This is a genomic window from Aurantiacibacter flavus (assembly GCF_039710615.1).
Lineage (GTDB): Bacteria > Pseudomonadota > Alphaproteobacteria > Sphingomonadales > Sphingomonadaceae > Alteraurantiacibacter > Alteraurantiacibacter flavus.
On sequence record NZ_JBDLBR010000002.1, the window covers coordinates 413,519 to 436,329 of the forward strand.

Below are 22,811 nucleotides of genomic sequence, written 5' to 3' on the forward strand. Positions count from 1 at the left end.
CAACATTACTCTTCGATTAAGTCGCCGTAGAGCAGGTGCTCGGAGAACGGCACGCACTTGAATTCAAGCAGTTGCGCATTCTCTTCCATGTGGCGGTACAGCGGCATCTTGATGGTCCACGGCCGGGTGTAGATCGTCGGATCGTCGATCGTGGCTTCGTATTCGATGTGGTTCGGCCCCATTGGGGTGAAGCGTTCGGTCACCGTGGCGTGATTGGTAAGGTAGTTGCCGGTGCGATCGAGCCAAGTCACGCCGTCGATCATCTCGCCGCCGGGCAGCTTCACCAGACCCGGACCCTGCGCCAGTGTGGTGACGACGAGCGTATCGCCTTCCCACTGGCCGTAAGAGGTGCCCATCCAGGTGTCGATCGGCGGGATGCCGACTTCTTCCATGTGGATTACCCGGTTGGCCGAGGCATATTCATAAGCGATCAGGATATCGTCGCCATCGCCCTGGATGATCTGGAACGGGTGCGGCATGTAGGTCGCACGCGGAATGCCGGGCAGGTAACAGGCGGCTTCCGGATCCCAGCTGATCACGTTTTCGCGGTTCTGGTTGAGCCGCTCCAGTGCCTCGGGCTTATACGGAATCTCGCCGCCTTCGATCACGCCAAGACCGGCCGGGATCGCCCCGATTGCGCCGAGCAGGGTATCGCCTTCGGGCAGCGGATTCGGGCCGGCGCTGTGCGGCTCGAGGTTCCAGTTGGCCGAATTCATCACCTGCCACACACCGTTGATGTTCGGTGCATCGCCGATGCGCGCCGGGGCGCTGGCTTCGTGGTGCTCGGCAAGTGCCGGCGTGGCGGGCACGGTTGCGAAGCCGGTAAAGGCCAGCGCCGATGCCGCCATCAAGCTCAAATGTTTAATCCCCCGCATGACCTCTCCTGTATGCGATTACTGATTGAGTACGAAAGCCGCGATCATGCCGCCGGCATTGATTGCGACATACTGTCTGCCGTCGCGGCCCCGATAGGTCATCGGGTTCGCATTGGCGTTACCGTTAAGTACGCTCTCCCAGAGCTGCTCGCCAGTGGCAGCGTCGAAGGCGCGCAGGCGCTTATCGTTGGTGGCGCCGACGAACACAAGTCCGCCAGCGGTCACACTCGGCCCCGCGCTGCCTGAATTGCCGAGCACCTGGCGCCCTTCGGGCAGCTCCTCGAACAGACCGAGCGGCACCGCCCAGGCGATCTCACCGGTGTTGGCGTTTACGGCAGTGAGGCGCGCCCACGGCGGCTTGTAGCACGGCGCGCTGGTGCCGACCGGGCGACCGCGTTCGTCATATTTACCCGAAAGTGGAGCGCTGAAGGTAAAGAACGGGCCTTTGCCGTCGACGCTGGCACGGTCATACTCGGGCGCCGAAGTGGCGTCGAAGCTATAGGGCTTGCCGCCTTCCACTTTTTCGACCCAGCCCATCAGCGATGTGTCTTGCGCGTTCACATAGACGAGGCCGGTGGTCGGATCGGCTGCCGCGCCGCCCCAGTTCACGCCGCCGGTACCGCCCGGCAACTGGATCGTCGACAACGGCTCGGCATCGGTTTCCTTATAAAGGAAAGGCGTAAACGGGCCTGCGTTGAAAAAGCCGCCCGCCTTTTCCCACATGGCATAGCAGGCTGCCGAATGCTCGGGCGTGGTATCCTCAGGGCTGACGATGTCCTGATAGGTCATCTCGACCCGGCTCAGCGGCGGGGTGACGACCGGGAAGGGCTGGGTCGGGTGATAGTACTCACCCGGTACATTGCCAGGTGGAACGGGCCGCTCTTCGACCGGGTGCACCGGTTCGCCGGTTTCGGCATCGAGCAGGTAAAAGTAGCTGGACTTGCCGATATTGGCCAAGGCCATGTGGCCGCCCGTCTCTGTCTCGACCGGGATCAGCGGACCGGCATTGCTCATGTCGATATCCCACAGATCGTGGTGCACGGTCTGGAAATGCCACTTGTATTCACCGGTGCGCGCGTCGACCGCGACCACCGAATTGCCGTAGACGTTGGTGCCGGGGCGGTCGCCGCCGTAATAATTGTGCGCCGGGCCAGCGATGGGGAGATAGGCGATCCCGGTGCTGGCGTCGTAGGTCGCCTGGAAGCCCCACATGTTGGTGCCTCCGCGATCCTTCCAGCCATCGCCCCAGGTCTCGCTATAGGGCTGGCCTTCGTCGGGTGTGGTGTCGAACTCCCACAAGCGCTCGCCGGTGACGATGTCATAGCCGCGCGGATTGCCTGCTGGGCCTTGCGGGTTTTCGAGGGAGGCCGCACCGATGATCATGGTGTTGCCCGCTACCGTGGGCGTGCCGCCATAGCCCGGGCCGCCCATCGCAATCGAACCGCTGTCACCGAAATCGGCCACGGGCTCTCCCGTGGCGGCATCGAGCGCGTGGATACGGTCGCCCGCCGTCACCAGAATGCGCGGGCCATGGCTTGCGTCGCCCGGCCAGTAGCTGACGCCGCGCCCGGAGAATCCGTTCGGTCCGGGAGGCATGTCGCCTTCATGAGCCCAGATTTCTTCACCACTGGCGGCATCGAGCGCCACCACCCTGCTTTGCGCCGGAAAATACATCACGCCATCGATGACGATGGGGACAGCAGTGTTGAAAGCGCGCAGCGGATAGGACCAGGCCGAGGCCAGGTCGTCCACATTGCTGCGATTGATCTCGGTCAGCGGCGAATAACGGGTAGCGGCGGCGTCTCGCTGGATGCTGGGCCAGTCGCCATCGGCAGGCACGCCCTGTGCAACAAGGCCGCTGGCCGCAGTGCAGGCCAGCAAGGCAGCAGTTCCTGCCTTAAGCATTGCTCGCATAGCCATTGCTGCCGAATCACCCTCTCGCCTGATGTCGCTCTGCCGGTTCAGGCGACTTGTTGATTCTGTCCTAAACCGCAGGTCCAAGTTTGACAATGCCTTCTCGCGACGAAAAGCCGAGGCGGGACTTCGGCGCGAGGATAAACCCTCAACTGCAACGCAAAGCACGGGAAACAACGCCTTTATTCGACACGCAAACGCGTAAAAGCATAGAATACAAAAAATTGCAATTAGTAATGAAATATGGCAATTGGGCTTGGCGGAAGGACGGATGACCGCTAGCGGGTTTGCGCGAAATCAAGGTAAGGGGGCTTCGGACAGGATCAATCTGGCTGCGGCAACAAACCTTAACTACGAGCCAAAACAACGAGGGGTACAGGGCCGATGGGCGATTTACTTTTCAATATAACGGACTGGATGAGAGGCACGGTCCTTCTCGACTGGGCATTCTGGATGCAGGAAACCGCATTCAGTCTGTTCATGGTCGAGAATTTCTGGAACGTGCCTATCGCTCAGGCGATTCATATCCTTTCGATCGGCGCCGCTTTCGGGTCGGTGCTAATGATAGTGCTGCGGGTGAATGGCATGGCAGGTGCCGGACTTACCTTCGAGCAGACCGCTGCGCGCTTCGTGCCGTGGGTGCGCTGGGGGCTGGTGGTGATCGTGCTTTCCGGCCTTTCCATGATCATGGCCGAGCCGGTGCGCAACATGATTAACGCCGTGTTCTGGATAAAGATGATCGCGCTGGTCGTGATGGTCCTCGTCTCGCTTTCTTGGATAGGTTCGGTCCGCGCCGCCGCGCAGACTGCGGGCGTATCGTATGTCGGGACCGGCGGGGCGAAGGCCACCGGCTGGCTCATCATGGCGCTGTGGTGTCTGATCATCGTGTGCGGTCGCTGGATCGCCTACGTGCCGGTGTAAGGGGGAGTTTGTAAGACATGTATTATCCTGAACCGACGACGATCTGGGAATCGATCCAGTACACTCCGCTCGGCATCTTCATCGCCGAAAGCACCTGGGCCTTCCCAACAATCGAGACGATTCACGTGATCGCGCTCGTCACCGTGCTCGGCACGATCTTCGTGATGGATCTGCGCCTGCTCGGCGTCGCCTCGAAGAACTATCCGATCACCTCGATGAGCCGCGACACGCTGAAGTGGACATGGGGCGGCTTCATCCTTGCGGCGATTACCGGCACCTTGCTCTACATCTCGAAGACATCGAGCTACATGATCAACCCGTTCTTCATGGGCAAGATGGCCCTGCTGGCGATTGCTGGCCTCAACATGGCCTATTTCCACTTCGTGACGTGGAAGACGGTGGCCAACTGGGACACCTCGCCGGTCGTGCCGACGGGCGCCAAGGTGGCGGGCATTACCTCGCTGATCTTCTGGATCACCATTGTGTTCTTCGGCCGTGCGATTGGCTTCACGCTGGGTATCTACGATTGCTACATGGTGGGCCAGGGCGATGATGGCTTCATCGTCAGCATGCTGGCAGGGATCGCCTGCGCGGGCGCCTGAGCCGGATTTGAAAGCTACGAAAAAGGGGGCAGGCGGACCACGGTTCGCCTGCCCCCTTTTTCATGCTCGCGCAGATGGTTCACTCCGGCAGGGCGAAGACCGTGATGGCCGCCGATGGGACGGCGGGTGTCGCCAATTCAGGAGTGAATCCCGGTAGGCCGAACGAGAGCGGATTGCCCGCGCCCGCCACAACCGCGACATATTGCTTGCCGTCCACCGCATAGGTGATCGGCGAGCCATTTGGGACGCCGGTGAGCGCACTGCGCCACACTTGCGCGCCATTGTCCTGCCGATAGGCGAGGAAGTCGCCGTCCATCCCGCCGGTGAACAGCAACCCGCTGGCCGTGGCAAGCATCCCCATGTCGTAAGGTGCGCGGCGGCGGGTCTCCCACTTCACCTCGCCGCTTGCCATGTCGATGGCCTGGACGAAGCCGAAATTGCCGTCGGAACCTTCAGGCGCTGAATAGAACACGTTGACCCCGCTTGAGAGGAAGCCGCCTTCGGCCACCGGGCGCAGCTCCATGCAGGTGTCGCGCGCGTTGACGAACAGCGTGCCGCTGGCCTCGTTGAAGGCGGTGGGGCTCCAGTTGCGTCCGCCGCCTGCGTGCGGACACATGAAGACCGAAGGCTTGTCTCGCCCGGGCAGCTTGGTCGGATCTACGCTCTTGCGGCCCGTCACCGGATCGATGGCGGTGATGAAGTCCTGAAAGCCCATGTCGACGGTCGAGATATATTCGCCGGTCGAGGCGTCGAGCGTGTCGAACAGCCCTTCCTTGCCACCGGTCATCACCACATGGCGACGTTCGCCGTTCACGTCGAGATCGCCGATCACGCGCTCGAACACCCAGTCGAGATCGTACTGATCGTTCGGCATGTGCTGATAATACCACTTCAGCTCGCCGGTGCGCGGCACGAAAGCAAGGGTGGAATTGGTGAACAGCCCGTCGTTGTTCGCGCCGGGCAGAGCGTCGCGGTAGGGGCCGGTGTCGTAGGTCTGTGCCACACCCCAGAGCGCAAGGCCGGTTTCGGCATCATAGGTGCCGCTGGTCCAGACCGAGCCGCCGCGCCGCTCTTCATCAGGCACCCGGTTCCAGGTGTCGCCGCCCTCGGTGCCGGTCTTGGCGACGGTGTCGAAGGTCCATAGGTGCTCGCCCGTTTCGGCATCGAAAGCGGCGATTATTCCGCCGCCGGGCTCCTGTGTGGCGAGGCCTGTCATGATCACGCCATCGGCGGCCAGCGGTCCGCCGTTGCTGCGCATTCCGGCGCGGTCGGTGACTTTCACGTCCCACACCGGGCGCCCACTGCGCGCATCGAGCGCGACCAGCGCATTGTCCGAGGTCGCGACGTAGAGCTTGTCGCCATAGAGCGCGATCGCCTTCTTCGAGAGCGGCGCGACGTCGTCGGGCAAACGCCTGTCATAGCGCCACAACTGGCGGCCAGTGGCGGCATCGAACGCAAACACGCTGTCACCGAAGCCGAACACGTAGAGCACGCCGTCGCGCACCAGCGGTTCGTTCATTGTTGCGCCCGGCGGGAGCGCCTGTGACCAGGCGACTTGCATCGTGGCGATGTTCTCTGGGGTGATCTGCGCGAGCGGCGAATAGCCGTGCCCTTCATGGCCGCGACGCCAGCTCAGCCAGTTTTCCGGTGCCGGATCCGAGAGCATCGCCTCGGTCACGGGGGTGTAGTTCGCGAAGCGGTCTACCGGCTCGGGCGCAGCGGGAAAGGGATAACGGTCGGTAATGCCGCCGATGGCCAGTTCGTTGCCTTCTTCGGCAGGCGGGGCAGCGGGCAACTGCGGATCCGCGAACTGGCCACCGGCAAAGCCCAGCGCGGTTTCGCCCGTCACGCCGTTTTCCGAAAGGATCAAAGCGGTGAGGTCGAAATAGTCGCCCTCATCGAGTGCGCTGGAGCCGCCTGGCGGCATCGAACGGTGGATATAGTCGAACAGCTCGGCGGCGGGCACTTCGCCCCATTTGCCAAGGAAGGCTCCGCCCTTGAGCGCTCCGGCGAACTGGCCGCCCGCAAGATCGGCCCCGTGGCACATCGCGCATTGGGCTGCATAGGTCTGGCGCCCGCGTTCCACCTGCTCTGCGAAGCCATTGGCCGATTGTGCGGTAACCGCGCCAGCAAATCCCATCGCTGCCAAGCCAGCCGATGCCAGCAGCAGCGTCCCCATCTTACGTGTCATGCGCAGCTCTCCCAAAGCGCCTGTCCGGTTGTGCCCCCGGTTTCGTGCCGGTTGAGCGTGACCCGAACCTATCGGCGCGGTAGGGCGGGCGCAATTGCTAGTCGGCAAGGCCGAGCGGGGTTGCCACCTTGTCTTCGAACAGCTCATCGTAGAGCCGCACCTTGGCAGGTGAAATCCAGTCGCCGACGCCCGATTTCCCGGCATCGAGCACCATCACTTTGCCTTCAGGAATTTCATCGACCTCGGGCCATTGCGGCAGGCCCTCGCCGTTGGGATTGCCAGTTGCGGCGAAGTTCACCCAATACTGGCTGACGAGGTCGGCAAAGGCTTCCTCTTCCGGGTTGCCGCACATCTGCTCGACCGACGAGCCACCGGGGAAGGTGCGCGGGGCGCACAGGTTGTCGAACACGTAGGGGATTTCGCCCGTATGTGCGGCGCCGAGGTTTGCACGGCCCTCGTCATAGGGCGGATCGTGGCGGAACCAGTAGTGATAGGCCTTCTGGCCGAGTTCGGCCTGATATTCCGCGAACTGCTGGTGCAGCCAGCTCATGTTGTCGCCGAAGGGCTGGGTGGCGGTGGCCTGCGCCTCGGCATCGGTGCTGACCGGATAGGCTGCACGGCCCAGCTCGACCTGTTCGCCCCAGCGCATGGCCTCGCCCGCGTTCCAGCTTGCGAGCGTGGCGGGCGGGCCGAAGATGGCGGTGAAGCTGCCTTCGTCCTCGTTCGAGCCGGTCAGCACGTCTACCTTGAGCTGACGGCCTTCGGCAAAGGTCACCGAAAGGTCTTCGGGCACGATGTACCCGTCGATGATCATGCCCTGGCCGGGGATGGCGGTGAAAACTTCCTCGGCAGGCAATGCGCGCAGGTCTGCAAGGCTGGTAGTGCCAAGCTTCTCCTGCGCGGCGGCCATGCTGCGCTGCTCGGCTGCTTCGCGCGGGACCATGGGGGCGATGTTGAGGCCCATCCAGTTGCCGCTTTCGCTGATGACGCGGGTGATCAGGCCCTCAGCCGGAGGAGCGCCCGCCAGCGCGCCATTCATCGCCGCGCCCGCGCTTTCGCCAAAGATCGTCACGCGCGTGGGATCGCCGCCGAACGCCGCGATATTGTCGTGCACCCATTGCAGCGCGGCAATGGCATCGCCCATGGCCTGATTGCCCGAATGGCCGTTACGCGCGGTCAGCTCCGGGTGGGCGAAGAAGCCGAGTGAGCCGACGCGGTAGTTGAACGTGACCACGATCACGCCCTTCTGCGCCAGCTGGTCGCCCTGGCTGAACGGCGAAGAGCCGCCGCCTTCGTTGTAGGCTCCGCCATAGAGCCATACCATCACCGGCAAATCGGCATCGGTCTCGGTCGCAGGAGTCCAGACGTTCAGGTAAAGGCAGTCTTCCGACATTTCAGGGCTGTCGGGCATGTCGGTGGCCGAGTTGACCGGGAAGCGCTGGGGGGCGGGGTTCTGCACGCAGTTGTCGCCCCAGCTGTCTGCCTGTCGCACGCCGTCCCAATTTGCCGCTGGCTGCGGCTGCTCCCAGCGCAGATCGCCCACTGGCGGCGCGGCGAAGGGAATGCCCTTGAATACCGAGACACCGTCGAGCTTGCCTGCCGAGCCCTGCACAGCGCCGTTTTCGGTCATTGCCACTCGGTCGGCGAGCGATGCCGGCGTTTCCGAGGCGACTTGCGCAATCGCGCTGTCTGTCGTGGCACAGGCGACGAGGGCCAGACAGGCCGTGGCGGTGAGCGCGCTACGCGCAAGCGAGGTGAGCATCGGCTGGCATCCCTGTTAAGTCGCGGCCTTCTGCGGGCCGTAAAGCTGGTTGGCGGACGCCCATCCGAGCGCCCGCCAATCTCTGACGCTTAGTGCGAGGTGTTGCTCGCGGCGTCTTCTTCGCTCAGCGCCTCGAGCCCGGCGCGTGATGCGGTGATGTAGTTGCGCGGCTGCACGTTGCCTTCGTGGCAGGCATATTCGAAGAACGTGTAGTCGTTGTCCTGCGTCCAATCGAGGCGGGCGGTCCACTTGTCAGTGAAGACCTCGGGGTCATTGTAGGTCAGCTCATAAACAATGTGGCCCGGCTCGGTCATGGTGAGGCGCTCGGTCACCTTGGCGTTAACGCCGGTCGGGATGGTGTTGAACGGCGGCACGCCCATGGTCGCCATGTTGAGCGGCGAGGGCCCGCGGCTGTAGGTATCGTGCGGCACGCTGTCGCCGGCGACGATGTTGGTCGTCTCGACTACCAGCGTATTGCCTTCCCACCAGCCGATCGACTGGCCCATCCAGGCGCGCACGTCATCGGGCCAGCGCATGGCATCGGCGGCCGCCTTGTCGGCCACGATCGGAATAACGCGGGCATCGTGGATCATCTCGAGCTGGATGGTGACGAAGCCCGGCGCCTGCAGCACGCGGATGCCGTTGTTGTAGCGGAACGGGAACATCGAGGCGGGGAAGCCGCGCGTGATGCAGCGATCCCAGGTGTCGAAGTCGCCCAGCCACTCGAAGTTGGTGTTGGGCGTCCAGCTCGACCGGCCTGCCTCATAGCGCTTCTGCGCATCTTCGGTCAGCGAAGGAAGCTGGCCATTGGCGGGATGGACCAGCAGCGAAGTGCGGCGGCCCGAGGCATCCGATTCCACCCAGTGGCCCATGCCGATGGTGCCTGCTTCTTCCTCAGCAGCATAGGCAGCATCTGAGCGGCCCGCCTGCTCCTGCCGGGCAGCGAATTCCTCTTCGGTGAGGTAGAAGCGGTCGCCATACTGCGCGGGACGGTTCATCGGCAGGCTGGCGATGTTGTCGATCGGATAGGTGCCGCGCAGGTCCGGCGCGCCCCAGCTGGTCTTCGGCGGTTCATAATCGGTCGGCACCGGTGCGATGGTGGTCAGATCGTCGGGCACGACATTCTGCGCCGCAGCCGGCATCGCGAGCGCCAGCGAACTGGCTGACAGAACGAACAGCGTTCGTCCGAGCATGGTCTTCAAAGTGGTCATTGCGTTCTCTCCTGAAATCGGTTGGCGGCCGGACCCCTTTCCGGCCTCCTGGAAAATCAATCTTCGCGGCGCTTGAGGCCTCCGGCGGCCGGGTCCATCGCCGGAGGCGGCCCGGCATCTTCACCCACGGGTTCGAGCATCAGGCCACGGGCATATTCCTGCTCGCGCCGGGCGCGGTCGGAATTGATGTAGCCGCGCAGCTGCACGTTGCCTTCGTGGCAGGCGTATTCGAACATCTGGTAGTCGTCGTCGCGCGTCCAGTTGACGCGCAGGGTGAAGGGCGCGGTCCAGATCACTGGGTCTTCATAGGTCATTTCGTAGGTGATCGTGTCGGGGCCGACCATGGTGAAGCGTTCGACCACCTTGGCTTGCTCGCTGACCGGGGTGGTGTTGTTGCGCGGAACGCCAAGCGTGCCGTTCGAGAACACCGAAGCGCCGGTGGTGAGGTTGGTCGTTTCGACCTCAAGCGTGTTGTGATCGACCCAGCGACCCCGGCTCGACCCATACCAGCCGGTGACGGCCTCGGGCCAATGCCCGCCTTCGCCCACCGGAATAACGCGCGTGCCGAGCATCTCGATCACGATGGCGACCTGTCCGGGCGACTGGAAAATGCGCAGGCCATTGTTGTAGCGCGCGGGATACATGGCGGCGGGGAAGCCGCGTGTGATGCAGCGGTCGTAGGTGTCGAAGTCGTTGGTCCAGTCGTAGGTCTGCCCGATCGGCCAGCTCGACCGCATCAGCGCCGAGCGACGGCGGCCTTCGTCGGTCCAGTCGGGCAGGCGGCCATCGGTGGGTGAGACCACCATCGACGTGCGACGGACTCCGGCCTCGAACTCGATCCAGTGGCCAAGGCCGATGGTCGATTGCTCGTCCTCGACCTCATAGGCCTCTTCGAGGGCTTCGACCTTGCCCTGTTCGGCTGCCATTTCCTCTTCGGTCTTCCAGAACCGGTTACCATAACGCTCCGGACGATTGACCGGCAGGTCGGCGATGTCATTGATTGGCCAGCTGCCGCGCAGGTCAGGGTCGCCCCATGAGGTGAGGCCCGGCTGATAAGTATCGGATACCGGTGGCATCACGGTGAGGTCTTCCGGCGCGTCCTGGGCCGCGACGGGTAGCGCGAGCGCAAGGCTGGCGGCACCGATCAGAAAAAGTTTACGTGTCATTGCGCCTCTCCCCCTTCTTGCGTTTTACACGGGTTGCCCCCGCCATGATTACTGACTCTCTGGCAGGGCGAAGGTGACATACTTGCTCGGACCCGGCTCAGGCAGGCCGAGGCCACCGGCAAAGTGTCCCACGCCGCCCACAGGCACCGTGATATATTGGCGCCCGTTCAGCGAATAGATCGCCGGGACGCCCTCGGTCGCCGCATCGAAGCGGTATTCCCACAGGACTTCGCCGGTATCGGCATCGCGGGCGCGGAAGGCGCGGTCGGTCGCGGTGCCGACGAAGATCAGCCCGCCCGCCGTTGCCACCGGGCCGCCGCGCGGAGCCTGCGCGCCGACGCCGGTGATGCCCTGTTTCTCCAAAGTGAGGATCTCGCCGTTGGGCACTTCGTACAGCTTCTCACCCGTGGTCATATCATAGGCGGTGAGCAGCGAGAAAGGCGGCTCAATCGGCACCATGCCGTTGGACTGCAACCAGAAGTTGGTCGGCCAGCGGTAGGGCATGACATCGGGATCGCCGCTGTTGGGCATGGCCTCGAGCGCACTTTCGCGTTTGTCGGGCAGCAGGTTCAGCAGCAGCGGCAGCTCACGGCTGACGACATAGATGCGCTTCCTGACCGGGTCGCTCGCAACGCCGCCCCAGTTGACGCCGCCGTTGTGGCCGGGAAACGAGACCGAACCGGTGCCGAGGCTGGGCGGAGTGAACAGCCCTTCGTTGCGCGCGGTGGCAAGCTGTTCGCGCACCTTGGCCTGATCCGCCTCGGGGATATAGGGATTGATCATCGTGGCATCGAAGCGATCGCGGCCAAAGCGTTCGGGCCAGGTGGGCACGGGCTGCGTGGGCGAGCTGTGTTCGCCCGGCACGTCCGACTGCGGCACCGCGACTTCCTCGATCGGCCAGATCGGCGAGCAGTCGCGCCGGTCGAGCACGAACAGGAAGCCCTGCTTGCTCGGCTGGATCACGACTGGAACCTCGCGCCCGTCGTGCTCGATGGTCATCAGCTTGGGCGCGGTCGGCAGGTCGAAGTCCCACAGATCGTGGTGGACGGTCTGGAAGTGGCAGACGCGCTCGCCCGTTTCGGCATTGAGCGCCAGAACCGAGTTCGCGAACAGATTGTCGCCGGGGCGGTTGCCGCCGTAGAAATCATACCGCGCAGTACCGGTGGGGATATAGGCGATGCCCGTTTCCTCATCGACCGTGAATTCCGACCAGTTGTGCACGCCGCCGAATTTCTCGCGATCTTCGGTTGGCCATGTGTCCGAGCCAAACTCACCCTCGCGCGGGACGACGTGGAATACCCATTTCACCGCGCCTGTGCGCACGTCGTAGGCAGCAATATCGGCAGGAGAGGAGGCATAGTCATAATGACCGGCGGGCAAGGATATGATGATCGTATCCTTGTAGATCCGGCCAGGGTTATCGTTCATCAGCGGACCGTTGGGCGCGGTTCCGTCGGCTCGCAGGATGCCGCGCAGATCAACGCCGCCATCTTCGCCGAAGTCTTCGAAGAACGCACCCGTCTTGGCGTTGATCGCTCGCAGGCGGCCGTCGTTCTCGATCATCAGCCGCTCTTCCGTGCCATCGGCGCTGGCCCAGTAGTTGATGCCGCGCGCGCCGATGCGTCCCTCGATGTTCGAGCGCCACAGTTCGGCGCCGGTCGCGGGGTCGAGCGCGACAAGGTTACCATCGCCCGCCAGCACGATCATCCGCCCGCCGGCCACGATCGGGTTGAAGCGCGGCGGCCGGCCTTCGCCGGTGGGGAACTCCCAGACTACTTCGAGTTGATTGACGTTGTCGCGATTGACCTGATCGAGCGGAGAATACTGCGCCGAATCCTCGCCGCCGAGGTAAGCATCCCATTCCACATTGGCGAGCGAGACGGGGCGATCGTTCAGGCCTTCGCCCGGCGTGGTGGCACAGGCGCCCAAAGTTAGCGCCAGTGCGGTGCCCAGCATGAAGCCCGGTACGCGGCGCCAGCCCGGCTTGGTTTCGGTTGCCATAATCAATCCTGCTCCCACACTTCTGCGCAGCCGCTTTCGGCTGATCCCGAAAGCCTGCCTAGCCTCTTCACGGGGCATTCAACAAGGGGCAAAAAGGTAACGAGTTTGACAAAATCCGAAATAATGCCGGTCTGGCGCGAGTTGACCGTGTGCTATTGCTCGCCGCCCTCCGTCTGCATCTCATGCCCAGCCACTGTGCCCTCCGGGCTGGCCTGTGCGCCTGCCAGAGGGCGCTCGATTTCGGCATTGGCGGCGAAGATAGTTGAGTTTGTCATCCCGCCGCTAGCTTCGAGCTTCACGGTGACATTGTCCAGCGAGCGGTTTTGCCAGAACCAGCCGTGAATGCCGCTGAAAGCAGGCAGGTAGGTGCCCTGCATCCGGGTTGCATCGCCGATGCCGTAGCTCTCTGTCATTTCGGTGCCGCCATCGAACGGGTGGGCATGCATGTCGTAGTGCAGTTCGCCCGTGCCGCTCCAGCGGAAGGCGATCTTTTCGCCTTCGGGGATGGTGTACTTGAACTCCACCGATTCGAACGGGGCCAGCTCATATTCCCAGACGTCGGTCACGCCGTCGAGCGGGGCGGGTGCGGTGTCGGACAGCACCAGCACTTCCTGGTTCTCCATCCGTTCGTTGCCGCGCAGTGTTTCCTCGCCGACCGGATCGGCGATCTCGGTCAGCCCGAGCTTCGCCCCAACGCCGGTGGGGTCGTAGCCGGTTTCGGCAGGCAACACGAACAGCACCGCGATGGCGCCCACCAGCACCAGCAGGACCGCGACGATCCACGGGAGTTTCGACTTGGTGTCGGTCTGGGTCATGACGCAAGATATCCTGAAATTTGTACGAAAGTGAGAATACAGCCAACGCAGATCAGTGCCACGTTGGCTACCTTGGCGAAGGTGGCAAAGCCCGGCCGGTCACGCCAGGCGCCGAGCAGCAATACCACGAAGGTGAGCACGAGGACCTGCCCCAGCTCAACCCCGATATTGAACGATATCAGATTGATAAGCAGGCCATTGGAGGACATGTCGAGGTCTATTACCTTGGTGGCGAGACCCAGTCCGTGAAACAGCCCGAACACCAGCACCGCGATCCGGGTGTCGAAGGTCAGTCCCAGCCGGGCAAAGCCGCCGAGGTTCTCGACGCCCTTGTAGACCACCGAGAGCCCGATGATCGCGTCGATGATATAGGCGTTGCCACCGATCCCCAGCAGCACGCCGGCGAGCAAGGTGAGCGAATGGCCGATGGTGAACATCGAGACATAGAGCACCACATCCTTAAGCTGACGCAGAAAGAACACCACGCCGACGAGAAAGGCGATGTGATCGTATCCCGTCACCATATGCTTGGCGCCGAGATAGAGGAACGGCAGCGGTGCGGCACCGTCGATCGACTGGACGAAGGCCTTGTCCCCCTCGGCCACGTCATGCGCCAGCGCCGGTTCGGCCAGCATCAGGGCGACCAGCGTCAGCGCCGCAAGCGCGGCCAGCGGTGTGGTGGGGGTCTGCTCAGGAACTCTGGGCATCGCCAGCGGCCGTCTCCAGCTCGGCCGGTGGATACATCTGATGGCAGGCCGAGCATACGTTGTAGACAGTGCCGCCTACTTCGAAGACCGCATCCGGGTCTTTGTCGAGCGCGGCCTGTTCGGCTTTCTTGGAGACGTCATCGAGGCCCTTGGCAAAGACCAGCCAGTCTTCGCCGCGACCTTCGGCATAGCCTTGGGTCTGCAATTCCACGGCGAAGCTCTGGAGCTTGCGCGCAGCCTCGGCGACTTGCTCCCATTCGGCGTCGGTCTTCGGCTCGAATTCCTCCTCGGTCACCGACCCATCGGGTTCGAGCCTGCTTTCGAACCTGACCGCGCCCCAGTAGACGTCGGCGGTTGGTTGCACTTCGTTGGCCATCATCTGCTGGACGGTGCCATAGGCAAGATCGGCAGGCTCCTGCTCGCTCGAACATGCTGCAAGCGTCAGCAAAGGGAGGAGGGCGATGCGGCTCGTTCGAAAGGCTGGGAATCGGATCATGAAACGTCTTTTGTCCTCTCACTCTGTCACCAAGCTGACGGCATACGTTGACAATGTCTGTTTTTTTGCGTCAAGCCCCGTTGCGTAAATCTGCCATAAAGCTTGGATTGTCCATAGCTGGGCTTGTCAGATGCGAGGAATATTTTTATCTCGCATAATAATTACAATTAGGAAGGATTATAGGGATGGCATTCGAGACGACCGCACTTGGCAAATGGACCCGGGCCGGTATCGCGGCGATTGGGTTTGGTGCGCTGGCGGTGCCTGCCATTGGCGCGCTGGCCATGCCGAGCGACGAGACTGCGGAGCCGGTAACCACTGAGGCCACGCTGACCGAAGAGCAGATGGCTGAAAGCAAGGCCCTGTTCAGCCAGTTCGCCTGCGGCTCATGCCACGCTCTGGCCGAAGCTGGCGGCACCGGCCATATCGGCCCCGAATTCGATGGCAACGAAGGGCTCGACAAGGGCTACATCGTCAACATCGTCAACAACGGCCAGGGTGCCATGCCGAGCTTTGGCGGAATGATCGACGAAGGCCAGATCGACCAGCTTGCGGCCTATATCATTCAGGTCAAGAAGTAGGCTCGGCGCTGCAAACCCAGCACATGCGGGCCGGAAAAGCGATTGGCTTTTCCGGCCCTTCGTTTGTTCAGTCGGCCGGTGTAACCGGCGGCGTCGAGGCGCTGGTCTGGGCGAAGTAGTTGGTGACGCCATCGGGATCGTTGAGCCACACCGTGGTGAGGCCGAAGCCGGTAAGACGGTTGAGCGGGGTTTCCACCGGAATGTTGCGGTGCTTGCCACGCGCATCGACCAGAGCCGCATCGCTGACGACATATTGAATGCCGGAAGATCCGGTATCGGCAGGCAGGTTGTCGCCCATCTTGTAAAGCAGCACTACCGTCTCGCCCAGAGCATAGGGATAGATGGTGGTGCCAAGCAGAGGTGCTTCGTAAGCGGGCAGCTCTTCCAGCCCCACGAAGTCACGGTAGAACGCGCGGCTTTCCTCGATATCGGAGACGTGAATGCCAACCCCCACGCCGTCGTCGGAATGGTCGAGCGCATCGGGCGTGGCGATCAGGACGATGTCGAGCCCTGCCGGATCGCTGACCAGCGCCTGCTTCGCGCCATCGGGCCGTTCGACGAATACGGGCGCGTCGAAACCCGCCTCGATAAAGCGTTCGGCGACCAGCTCGGCATCGGGATAGCGCAACAGCAGAAAGCGAATTCCAGTGCCTCCGGCATAGCCGCCTTCGAGGTTATAGATCCGGTCGCCTTGCTGGCCGGCGGACAGCTTGATCTGCATCGAGCCAACCCCGGTCAGAATCATTTGCTGCGAGCTGGTGAGCTGGATCGGGTTCAGCGAATGCAAGGCCAGTGCTTCGGTGTAGAAGGCCACCATCCGGTCGGTCAGCTCGCGGGGGAAGCGGCGGAACACGTTCATTCCCTGAGCCGTGAAAAGCTCGGAATTGTCCGCTTCCAATTGAGCCTCGCTCAACTCGCCAGGCTTGTAGGCAAGATCCGGATCGGTATCGAGCACCGCGCCTTCTGGGGTCGTGACGACGTCCGCGTCTTGCGCCATCGCGCCACTTGTCGCGAGTGCGAGGGTGGCCACCCCCAGCAGGAATTTGCGCATCGTTCCTCTCCTAATCTTCCGGCAATGCCCAGACGATCACGCTCTCAGCATTGGCTGGAGCGCCGCTTTCGTCAAGCACCGGCGCGCCGGTGTTGCCGGTGGCGACCACCGCGAGATACTGCCGACCATCCTTGCCGAGATAGCTCATCGGGATCGTCTGCGCGGCATAGTCGAGCTGCTCGCTCCACACGAGATCGCCGGTCTGGCTGTCGAATGCGCGGAAGATACCGTCGCCAGTCGCGCCGATGAAGACCAGCCCGCCGGCGGTGACGGTGGCCCCGCCGATCCAGTTAATCGCGCCGGTCTCGCGCTTGCCCTCAGCCAGTTGCGGCGTGGTGCCGAGCGGAGTGGCCCAGGCGATTTCGCCCGTGTTGGCGTCGACCGCGATCATCCGGCCCCAGGGCGGACGGATGCAAGGCAGCCTGACATCGCGCCCGTTTGCGTCCTTGAAACTGGCGTTGAAGCCCGAATAGGCGCCCGGTCCGATCAGGCTGCCGCGATCATAGGGCTGGGTCGATCCGCGGGTGCCGTTGCCGTAGTTGCCTTCGGGATCGCGCTCCTCGATCCAGCCGATCGAACCGCCCTCGGAGATGTTGACGTAGACGTAGCCGGTAGTCGGATCAGCCGCGCTGCCGCCCCAGACAGAACCGCCATTGTGCGGCATGTTGATCGAGGCGCGGGGCGGATCGCCCTCCTTGTGCAGGAAGAACGGGGTGAACGGCCCGGCGTTAAAGAACTGGCCGCCGTAGCTATCGAGCAGGGCGCGGCAGGCGGCGGCATGTTCCTCGTTGGTGTCCTCGGCGGAAACGATATCGTCCGGGCTCCACCACATGCGCTGCAGTGGTTCCGGCTTGACCGGAATCGGCTGGGTCGGGGAGTACCATTCGCCCGGCACGTCGCCGCGCGCCACCAGCTGTTCGCGCACGCCATGGACTGGCTCACCGGTGTTGCGGTCGAGGATGTACATCAGGCCGTTCTTGCCCGTAAGCGCCAGCGCCCTGATCGGCGTGCCATCCTTCACCACATCGACCAGCACGGGCGGGGCGGGCAGGTCCCAGTCCCACAGCTCGTGGTGAATGGCCTGGAAGTGCCACTTGTATTCGCCGGTATCGATATCGACCGCGACAAGCGAATTGGCGAACAGGTTGTCGCCAGGACGGTCACCACCCCAGTAGTTCTGGCCGGGGCTGCCGAGCGTCATGTAGAGCGTGTTGGTCTCGATATCGGCGGTGGTGTACCAGATCCACATATTCGCGCCGGGGCGATCCTCCCAGCCATCGTCAAGCCAGGTGTCGTGGCCGAACTCGCCCGGATGCGGGATCGTGTTGAAAGCCCATTTGAATGCGCCGGTGACGGCATCGAAGGCGCGGGTGTCGCCGTCCGGACCCTTGTCGAGCTCGGGCGTGAACGCGCCGATCACCAGCGTATCGCGGAAGACGCTGGGCGGGTAGAGGTAGCTTGCGCCCTCGAACGGCGCCACGCCGTCGGTGCCGAAGCCTCGCGCCAGTTGCCCGTCCGAGGCATTGATTGCGACCAGCGCATTGCCGGTCGAATAAAACAGGCGTGGTTCGTGCGTTGAGTCGCCGGGCCAATAGGTGACGGCGCGGCGCACGGTTGCCCCATCCACCTGATGGCGCCAGATTTCGCGGCCTGTGTCGGCCTCAAGCGCGACCACGGCATCGCCTGTCGGAAGGTACATGCGTCCGTCGATCACCACCGGGACCGTGCCCGCCATGATCGACCCGCCACCTTGCGGGCGGATGCGGAATTCCCATGCCCGCTCAAGCTGGCCAACGGTTTCGCGCGAGATCTGGTCGAGCGGGACATAGCGCTGGCCGGAATGATCGCGAGCATAGAGTGGCCAGTCACCCGGAGCATATTCGCGCGAGATTGCCGGCAGCGGCTCCTGCGCATGCGCCGCAGCCAACCCCAAGAACGCGCTTGCCGTGACCAACGACTTCAAAACAATCCGCATATGCCCATCCCGGTTGATTATGTCTCCCGGCAATTAGTTACATTTGCTAATTATTTGTCAAGTGCTGATCTACCATCCAGTGAGAAAGGAGGGCGGCAATCTGGTCGCTGTTGCGCTCCAGTTGCATGGCGTGGCCGTTGCCTTGGATGCCGCGATCCTCCAGCCGCATGTGCTCCACCTGGCATCCAGCTTGAGCGAGAAAGTGGACGATGGCGTGGTTGTCGCCCGCCATCCAGCTTGCCTCGGCGGTGACGACGACAATCGGCATTTGCGCGAGGTTGGGGAGGCGGCGTGCCGGTTCGGCCTGCACCTTGTAGGCGACGAGGCCTTCTCCCGGTGAGGGCTGGTCGGCGCTGGCCAGAGTGTCGCCTTCGGCCAGCGGCGGGTCGAACATGAGCGGGGCATGGGTGATGCCATAGGGCAGCGCGCCGCTGATCGCGTCGAACGGAGGGCCGAGCGGCTCCACCGCTATCACGGCGCGCACCAGTTCGGGCCGCGCGTCGGCGATCAGCCAGCCGGGCGGGCCACCAGCCGAATGGGTGAGCAGCACCGCCGGGCCAATCAGGTCGAGCAGCTCGGCCCCGGCGCGCTGGGCGTCGATCTGGCTGGCGGCGTGGTCGGCGAGGGTGGGGCCGGTCCCGGCGAGGAACGAGAGGAAAGCCGGATCGCTCATCGTTCCATCGCCCGGCCACTGGCTGTGCAATTTGGCTTGCGGGTAGTTGTCGTCGAACTCACCGGGGCGGGTGAACAGCCGCTCGAGGAAATGGGTCGGGCCGGGTTTGCCCATCGCACCCTGAAACTCCGGGTTGAACGGGCTGCGGCCATGCTGTGGCCGGTCGACCAGATAGACCGCCCAGCCATGGCGCACGAACCAGTGGACCCAGCCTTCGCGCCCGTCGGCGGTGCCGAGAAAGTCCGTGCCCTGACCGCCGCCGCCGTGGATCATCACGATCGGCAGTTCGTGCTTCAGTTCGCGCGGGATCCAGTATTCGACATACTGTTGCCCGCGCATGGCCTTGCCTGCCGCCGGGTGGTCGATCAGCTCGCCGCCGGTCCAGAAGAAACCGTGCGCGGCCAGTTCGAGCGGGCTATCGGCTCCAGCCGCGTGCAGGTCGGCAGGGCGATAGGAGCGCGTCAATGAATCTGACCCTGCCGGTCACCGATGTTGATCGCGACCCGGTCGCTCGGATCGGCATCCTTCCAGCGCGAGCCGGGGCGCAGCACATCGCCGATCACCTTGTAGGCGAACAGCATCAGCAGTGCGCCGCTGTCGGGGTTGTCCTTCAGCGCCTTCACATGCTTGAGGTCTTCCTGCCGTTTGGCCGGGTCGGCCTCCTGCAGCATGCGCTTGTTCTCGGTTGCGGCGGGGGTGACCACATCCCAGAAGATGCGGCGGCGCTCGTCGGAGAAGCGATCGAGCACCTCCTCGCTCTCCTCGCCGCGCAGCACCGCGCCAAGCACGTCGGCCAGCACTACGCCCGTCCACACGCCCGAGGTCAGGCCAAGCCCGCCGCAGGGGTTGGTGGCATGGGCAGCGTCGCCGGCCAGCAACACGCGGCCCTTGTGCAGCGTTTCTGCCGCGCGCTGGTGCAGCATATAGGGGCTGGACGATCCGATTCGGTAGTCCTTGCGGCCTTGCATGAACCACTCGTAGCGCTGGTGAATACGCTCTTCGTAGCTCTCCAGGGGGAGGCTGGAGTCCTCCATATAGGTGCAGCGCCACAGGCCTTCGCGATCAAGCTGCGCGATCACCGCCATATTGACCGGGTCGCACACGAAATTGGCCTGCTGATAGCCCAGCTCGTTGAACGGGAAATAGACGTTGGTGGCGACGAACCGTTCGGGCCAGGTGTGGCCTTCGAATTCTATCCCGGCGAGTTTGCGCACCGTACTGCGGGCGCCATCGGCCCCGATCAGCCACTTGGCAGTGAACACCTGTTCGCCATCCGCGCCCGTAGTCGTGACCGACACTGTGTCGCCGTTCTCCTCAAGCGCGGCCACCTCGTGGCCGAACAGCACCTCAACGCCGAGCTTGCGGGCATGGTCCATCGCCACGCGGGCGACCTCGTGCTGGCCGACGTGGAGCTGGTAGTCGTAGGGAATACCCTCGATCTCCTCGGTCACCACCACGGCGGAATAGCCGAACTCGGGAATGTGAGTGCCGAAGGTATCGTTTGTGAAGCCGATCTTGAGCAGCTCGGGCAGCAGGCCCAGTTCTTCGAGGATGATCAGTGTGGAGGGGAAATAAACCGCCGCGCGCGGGCTGTCGATGATGTCGGCCTCCTTCTCGAGCACGCGGACGGAGGCGCCCGCCTGCGCCAGTGTGAGCGCGGTGAGCAGCCCCACCGGGCCTGCGCCGACGATCAGGACATCGGTGGGATCAGGGCTGGCCATCATTCCGCATCCTCTTCCTCTGCCGCGAGGCGTTCGGCCTCGCTCAGGACATAGGTGCGGATCGCCTCGGCCTGGTCGGCGTCGATCCACGGTGCGAAACTGATCATGCCCTTGTCCTTGAGCGCCCCGCCGATCACCACCTGCCGCCAGGCCTGAGCATTGGTGGCATAGGCGCTGCGCATCAGGTTGGGGTTGACCGGGCCATTGTGGCAGATGCTGCAAAAGGCGAAGAACTGCTTTTGCCCCTCCGCCAGTTGCGCCGGAGTGAACTCCTCATCGCTGCGGGCATAGGGGGCGGGCTTCCATTCAGGCAGCTTGGCAATCGTGCCCGTGCCGCCGATCCTGAACACCAGCAGCGTGCCGTTGGGCGGTGGGCGGCGCATCCAGTCTGTCTGCGTTGCCATACCCATCGAGCCGCCATAGCCCGCCATCACGGCAACATATTGCACGCCATCGACGCGGTAGGTGATCGGCCCGGCCATGATCCCGCGCTCGCCTTGCCAGCTCCACAGCTCTTCGCCCTTGTCGGCGCTGTAGGCCATGAAGCGGCCATCGGGCAGGCCCTGAAACACGAGGTTGCCGCCTGTCGCCAGCGTGCCGCCGTTCCACGGCCAGTCGCGGCGGATCTCCCACACCTTCTCTTGCTTGACCGGGTCCCAGGCGGTGAGCTTGCCGTAAGTGATCGAGGACAGGTAAGCGCGGCGCGCCTCGGGCGTGGTACCGGGCACAGAGCCTTCGGGCGGGGCCATGAAGGTGACGCCGGTGTTCCAGCGCCCGATATGCCGCTCGAAATCGCTATCGTCGGCATAGGCGTTGGGCACCTCCATCACCGGGATGTAAACAAGCCCGGTCTTGGGCGAATAGCTCATCGGGTGCCAGGCGTGGGCGCCGATCCCCATCGGGGTGATGAGATAGGGGCCATCGGCAAAGCGCGCCTCGGGCACTTCGACCGGGCGGCCCGTTTCAAGGTCGATCCTTTCGGCCCAGTTCTGCTCGGCATAAGGCTCGGCGCTGATCAGCTTTCCGGTCGCCCGGTCGATCACGTAGAAAAAGCCGTTCTTCGGTGCCTGCATGGCGACCTTACGCTCTTTCCCGTCGATTTCGAGCGTGGCGAGCGTGATCTGCTGGGTAGCGGTGAAGTCCCAGGTCTCGCCGGGGTTGATCTGATAGTGCCACTTGTAGGCCCCCGTATCCGGATCAAGCGCAAGAATTGAGGACAGGAACAGGTTGTCGCCCTTGCCATCGGAGCGGACGCGGTGATTCCAAGGGCTCCCGTTGCCAACCCCGATCAGCAACTGATTGAATTCGGCATCGTAAACGATCGAATCCCACACGGTGCCGCCGCCGCCCAGCTCCCAGTAGTCGCCGAACCATGTTTCGCCTGCAAATTCCGCGAAGGCTTCGTCGGAGGCTGCGCCATCGGGGCCATCGGCGGGGTTGCCGGGAACGGTGTAGAACCGCCAGACCAGCGCGCCATCGTTGGCATCGTAGGCCGAGATATAGCCGCGCACGCCCATCTCGGCACCTGAGTTGCCGATCAGCACCTTGCCGCGCACCACACGCGGCGCGCCGGTGATGGTATAGGGTTTGGACTGGTCGACCGTGACCACGTCCCACAGCTCTTCGCCGGTTTCGGCATCGAGCCCGATCAGCCGCCCGTCGATGGTGCCGACAAAGACCTTGCCATCCCATACGGCCACACCGCGATTGACCACGTCGCAGCAGGCGTCGGCACCCTTGGCGCCATCGACCTCGGGATCGTATGTCCACAGCACTTCGCCGGTGGCGGCATTCAGCGCCCAGACCTTCGACCAGGCAGTGGAGATGTACATCACCCCGTCGACGACGATGGGCGTCGCTTCCTGCCCGCGATTGGTGTCCAGCTCAACCGCATAGGCAAGGCTCAGTTCGCCGATATTGCTCTCGTTGATGTCCTCCAGCGGGCTGTAGCGCTGTTCGGCATAGGTCCGGCCATAGCTCAGCCAGTTATCGGGATCGCTTTCGGCGGCAAGCAGCCGGTCCTCGTCAATCGTGCCTGCATCGGCAGCGCTGCAACCCCATAGCATCGCCGCAGCAGAAAGGGCCACCAAACCCCTGGCAATCGCCACCATATATCACTCTCCCGATCCGGCCCGATTCTTAGCGGTGC

The 22,811-nt window shown here is 63.5% G+C and carries 18 protein-coding genes; 3 read left to right on the plus strand and 15 right to left on the minus strand.

The genetic code is table 11. From position 1 onward, the window contains the following. Positions 1 to 5: 5 nt before the first annotated feature. Both ABDJ38_RS06565 and ABDJ38_RS06570 read right to left on the minus strand, forming a co-directional pair. Positions 6 to 857, minus strand: a complete 852-nt coding sequence (locus ABDJ38_RS06565) for a hypothetical protein (RefSeq protein WP_346784280.1) — start codon at positions 855 to 857, stop codon at positions 6 to 8. 36 nt (positions 858 to 893) lie between these two features. Next, the gene (locus ABDJ38_RS06570; RefSeq protein WP_346784281.1) at positions 894 to 2,780 is read right to left on the minus strand and encodes an outer membrane protein assembly factor BamB family protein; all 1,887 of its coding nucleotides are present in this window, start codon (positions 2,778 to 2,780) and stop codon (positions 894 to 896) included. Positions 2,781 to 3,206: 426 nt separating this feature from the next. Here ABDJ38_RS06570 and ABDJ38_RS06575 point away from each other — a divergent pair, with 426 nt between their 5' ends. Beyond that, positions 3,207 to 3,710 carry a DUF6644 family protein gene (locus ABDJ38_RS06575; RefSeq protein ID WP_346784282.1) on the plus strand — a complete coding sequence of 168 codons (504 nt, stop codon included), beginning with the start codon at positions 3,207 to 3,209 and terminating at the stop codon, positions 3,708 to 3,710. A 17-nt stretch (positions 3,711 to 3,727) separates the two neighbouring features. Continuing rightward, positions 3,728 to 4,312, plus strand: coding sequence for a DUF6644 family protein (locus tag ABDJ38_RS06580; RefSeq protein WP_346784283.1), 585 nt, complete (start codon positions 3,728 to 3,730; stop codon positions 4,310 to 4,312). Positions 4,313 to 4,391: 79 nt separating this feature from the next. Here the strand turns inward: ABDJ38_RS06580 and ABDJ38_RS06585 are convergent, their stop codons facing one another. The 8 genes from ABDJ38_RS06585 to ABDJ38_RS06620 all read right to left on the minus strand — a co-directional run bounded on the left by ABDJ38_RS06585 (position 4,392) and on the right by ABDJ38_RS06620 (position 14,661). After that, positions 4,392 to 6,503 carry an outer membrane protein assembly factor BamB family protein gene (locus tag ABDJ38_RS06585; protein ID WP_346784284.1) on the minus strand — a complete coding sequence of 704 codons (2,112 nt, stop codon included), beginning with the start codon at positions 6,501 to 6,503 and terminating at the stop codon, positions 4,392 to 4,394. Positions 6,504 to 6,600: 97 nt separating this feature from the next. Then, on the minus strand, positions 6,601 to 8,265 hold the full coding sequence (locus ABDJ38_RS06590; RefSeq protein WP_346784285.1) for a carboxylesterase/lipase family protein: 1,665 nt from the start codon (positions 8,263 to 8,265) through the stop codon (positions 6,601 to 6,603). Between the two features lie 89 nt (positions 8,266 to 8,354). Continuing rightward, positions 8,355 to 9,476, minus strand: coding sequence for a hypothetical protein (locus tag ABDJ38_RS06595; RefSeq protein WP_346784286.1), 1,122 nt, complete (start codon positions 9,474 to 9,476; stop codon positions 8,355 to 8,357). A 56-nt stretch (positions 9,477 to 9,532) separates the two neighbouring features. After that, positions 9,533 to 10,642: a hypothetical protein gene (locus tag ABDJ38_RS06600; protein ID WP_346784287.1), complete on the minus strand. Its 1,110-nt coding sequence runs from the start codon at positions 10,640 to 10,642 to the stop codon at positions 9,533 to 9,535. A 48-nt stretch (positions 10,643 to 10,690) separates the two neighbouring features. Then, complete coding sequence (locus tag ABDJ38_RS06605; RefSeq protein WP_346784288.1) at positions 10,691 to 12,643, minus strand: outer membrane protein assembly factor BamB family protein; 1,953 nt, start codon at positions 12,641 to 12,643, stop codon at positions 10,691 to 10,693. 152 nt (positions 12,644 to 12,795) lie between these two features. After that, positions 12,796 to 13,458 (minus strand): hypothetical protein, encoded by a 663-nt coding sequence (locus tag ABDJ38_RS06610; RefSeq protein ID WP_346784289.1) that lies wholly within the window; start codon positions 13,456 to 13,458, stop codon positions 12,796 to 12,798. After that, the gene (locus ABDJ38_RS06615) at positions 13,455 to 14,165 is read right to left on the minus strand and encodes a HupE/UreJ family protein (RefSeq protein WP_346784290.1); all 711 of its coding nucleotides are present in this window, start codon (positions 14,163 to 14,165) and stop codon (positions 13,455 to 13,457) included. The genes ABDJ38_RS06610 and ABDJ38_RS06615 overlap by 4 nt, the downstream gene beginning before the upstream one ends. Beyond that, entirely contained in the window at positions 14,149 to 14,661 is a 513-nt protein-coding gene (locus ABDJ38_RS06620; protein WP_346784291.1) for a hypothetical protein, read from the minus strand. Before ABDJ38_RS06620 ends, ABDJ38_RS06615 begins: the two co-directional genes overlap by 17 nt. Positions 14,662 to 14,846: 185 nt before the next feature. Between ABDJ38_RS06620 and ABDJ38_RS06625 the strand changes: the two genes are divergently transcribed. Next, entirely contained in the window at positions 14,847 to 15,242 is a 396-nt protein-coding gene (locus tag ABDJ38_RS06625; protein ID WP_346784292.1) for a c-type cytochrome, read from the plus strand. Between the two features lie 67 nt (positions 15,243 to 15,309). Here ABDJ38_RS06625 and ABDJ38_RS06630 read toward each other — a convergent pair whose 3' ends face one another. Genes ABDJ38_RS06630 through ABDJ38_RS06650 form a run of 5 tightly spaced genes read right to left on the minus strand, consistent with a single transcriptional unit; the run spans position 15,310 to position 22,773 of the window. Beyond that, positions 15,310 to 16,293 (minus strand): VOC family protein, encoded by a 984-nt coding sequence (locus tag ABDJ38_RS06630; RefSeq protein WP_346784293.1) that lies wholly within the window; start codon positions 16,291 to 16,293, stop codon positions 15,310 to 15,312. 10 nt (positions 16,294 to 16,303) lie between these two features. Continuing rightward, on the minus strand, positions 16,304 to 18,268 hold the full coding sequence (locus tag ABDJ38_RS06635) for an outer membrane protein assembly factor BamB family protein (RefSeq protein ID WP_346784294.1): 1,965 nt from the start codon (positions 18,266 to 18,268) through the stop codon (positions 16,304 to 16,306). Between the two features lie 46 nt (positions 18,269 to 18,314). Then, entirely contained in the window at positions 18,315 to 19,406 is a 1,092-nt protein-coding gene (locus tag ABDJ38_RS06640; RefSeq protein ID WP_346784295.1) for an alpha/beta hydrolase, read from the minus strand. After that, positions 19,403 to 20,665 carry an FAD-dependent oxidoreductase gene (locus ABDJ38_RS06645; protein WP_346784296.1) on the minus strand — a complete coding sequence of 421 codons (1,263 nt, stop codon included), beginning with the start codon at positions 20,663 to 20,665 and terminating at the stop codon, positions 19,403 to 19,405. The genes ABDJ38_RS06640 and ABDJ38_RS06645 overlap by 4 nt, the downstream gene beginning before the upstream one ends. After that, the gene (locus tag ABDJ38_RS06650) at positions 20,662 to 22,773 is read right to left on the minus strand and encodes a PQQ-dependent dehydrogenase, methanol/ethanol family (RefSeq protein WP_346784297.1); all 2,112 of its coding nucleotides are present in this window, start codon (positions 22,771 to 22,773) and stop codon (positions 20,662 to 20,664) included. The genes ABDJ38_RS06645 and ABDJ38_RS06650 overlap by 4 nt, the downstream gene beginning before the upstream one ends. Positions 22,774 to 22,811: the final 38 nt, after the last annotated feature.

What these genes read in the sequence shown, in the direction of transcription:
- ABDJ38_RS06570 (WP_346784281.1), bottom strand. Translation starts at nt 2,780, where the DNA reads ATGCTTAAGGCAGGAACTGCTGCCTTGCTGGCCTGCACTGCGGCCAGC.
- ABDJ38_RS06575 (WP_346784282.1), top strand. Translation starts at nt 3,207, where the DNA reads ATGAGAGGCACGGTCCTTCTCGACTGGGCATTCTGGATGCAGGAAACC.
- ABDJ38_RS06580 (WP_346784283.1), top strand. Translation starts at nt 3,728, where the DNA reads ATGTATTATCCTGAACCGACGACGATCTGGGAATCGATCCAGTACACT.
- ABDJ38_RS06585 (WP_346784284.1), bottom strand. Translation starts at nt 6,503, where the DNA reads ATGACACGTAAGATGGGGACGCTGCTGCTGGCATCGGCTGGCTTGGCA.
- ABDJ38_RS06590 (WP_346784285.1), bottom strand. Translation starts at nt 8,265, where the DNA reads ATGCTCACCTCGCTTGCGCGTAGCGCGCTCACCGCCACGGCCTGTCTG.
- ABDJ38_RS06595 (WP_346784286.1), bottom strand. Translation starts at nt 9,476, where the DNA reads ATGACCACTTTGAAGACCATGCTCGGACGAACGCTGTTCGTTCTGTCA.
- ABDJ38_RS06600 (WP_346784287.1), bottom strand. Translation starts at nt 10,642, where the DNA reads ATGACACGTAAACTTTTTCTGATCGGTGCCGCCAGCCTTGCGCTCGCG.
- ABDJ38_RS06605 (WP_346784288.1), bottom strand. Translation starts at nt 12,643, where the DNA reads ATGGCAACCGAAACCAAGCCGGGCTGGCGCCGCGTACCGGGCTTCATG.
- ABDJ38_RS06610 (WP_346784289.1), bottom strand. Translation starts at nt 13,458, where the DNA reads ATGACCCAGACCGACACCAAGTCGAAACTCCCGTGGATCGTCGCGGTC.
- ABDJ38_RS06615 (WP_346784290.1), bottom strand. Translation starts at nt 14,165, where the DNA reads ATGCCCAGAGTTCCTGAGCAGACCCCCACCACACCGCTGGCCGCGCTT.
- ABDJ38_RS06620 (WP_346784291.1), bottom strand. Translation starts at nt 14,661, where the DNA reads ATGATCCGATTCCCAGCCTTTCGAACGAGCCGCATCGCCCTCCTCCCT.
- ABDJ38_RS06625 (WP_346784292.1), top strand. Translation starts at nt 14,847, where the DNA reads ATGGCATTCGAGACGACCGCACTTGGCAAATGGACCCGGGCCGGTATC.
- ABDJ38_RS06630 (WP_346784293.1), bottom strand. Translation starts at nt 16,293, where the DNA reads ATGCGCAAATTCCTGCTGGGGGTGGCCACCCTCGCACTCGCGACAAGT.
- ABDJ38_RS06635 (WP_346784294.1), bottom strand. Translation starts at nt 18,268, where the DNA reads ATGCGGATTGTTTTGAAGTCGTTGGTCACGGCAAGCGCGTTCTTGGGG.
- ABDJ38_RS06645 (WP_346784296.1), bottom strand. Translation starts at nt 20,665, where the DNA reads ATGATGGCCAGCCCTGATCCCACCGATGTCCTGATCGTCGGCGCAGGC.
- ABDJ38_RS06650 (WP_346784297.1), bottom strand. Translation starts at nt 22,773, where the DNA reads ATGGTGGCGATTGCCAGGGGTTTGGTGGCCCTTTCTGCTGCGGCGATG.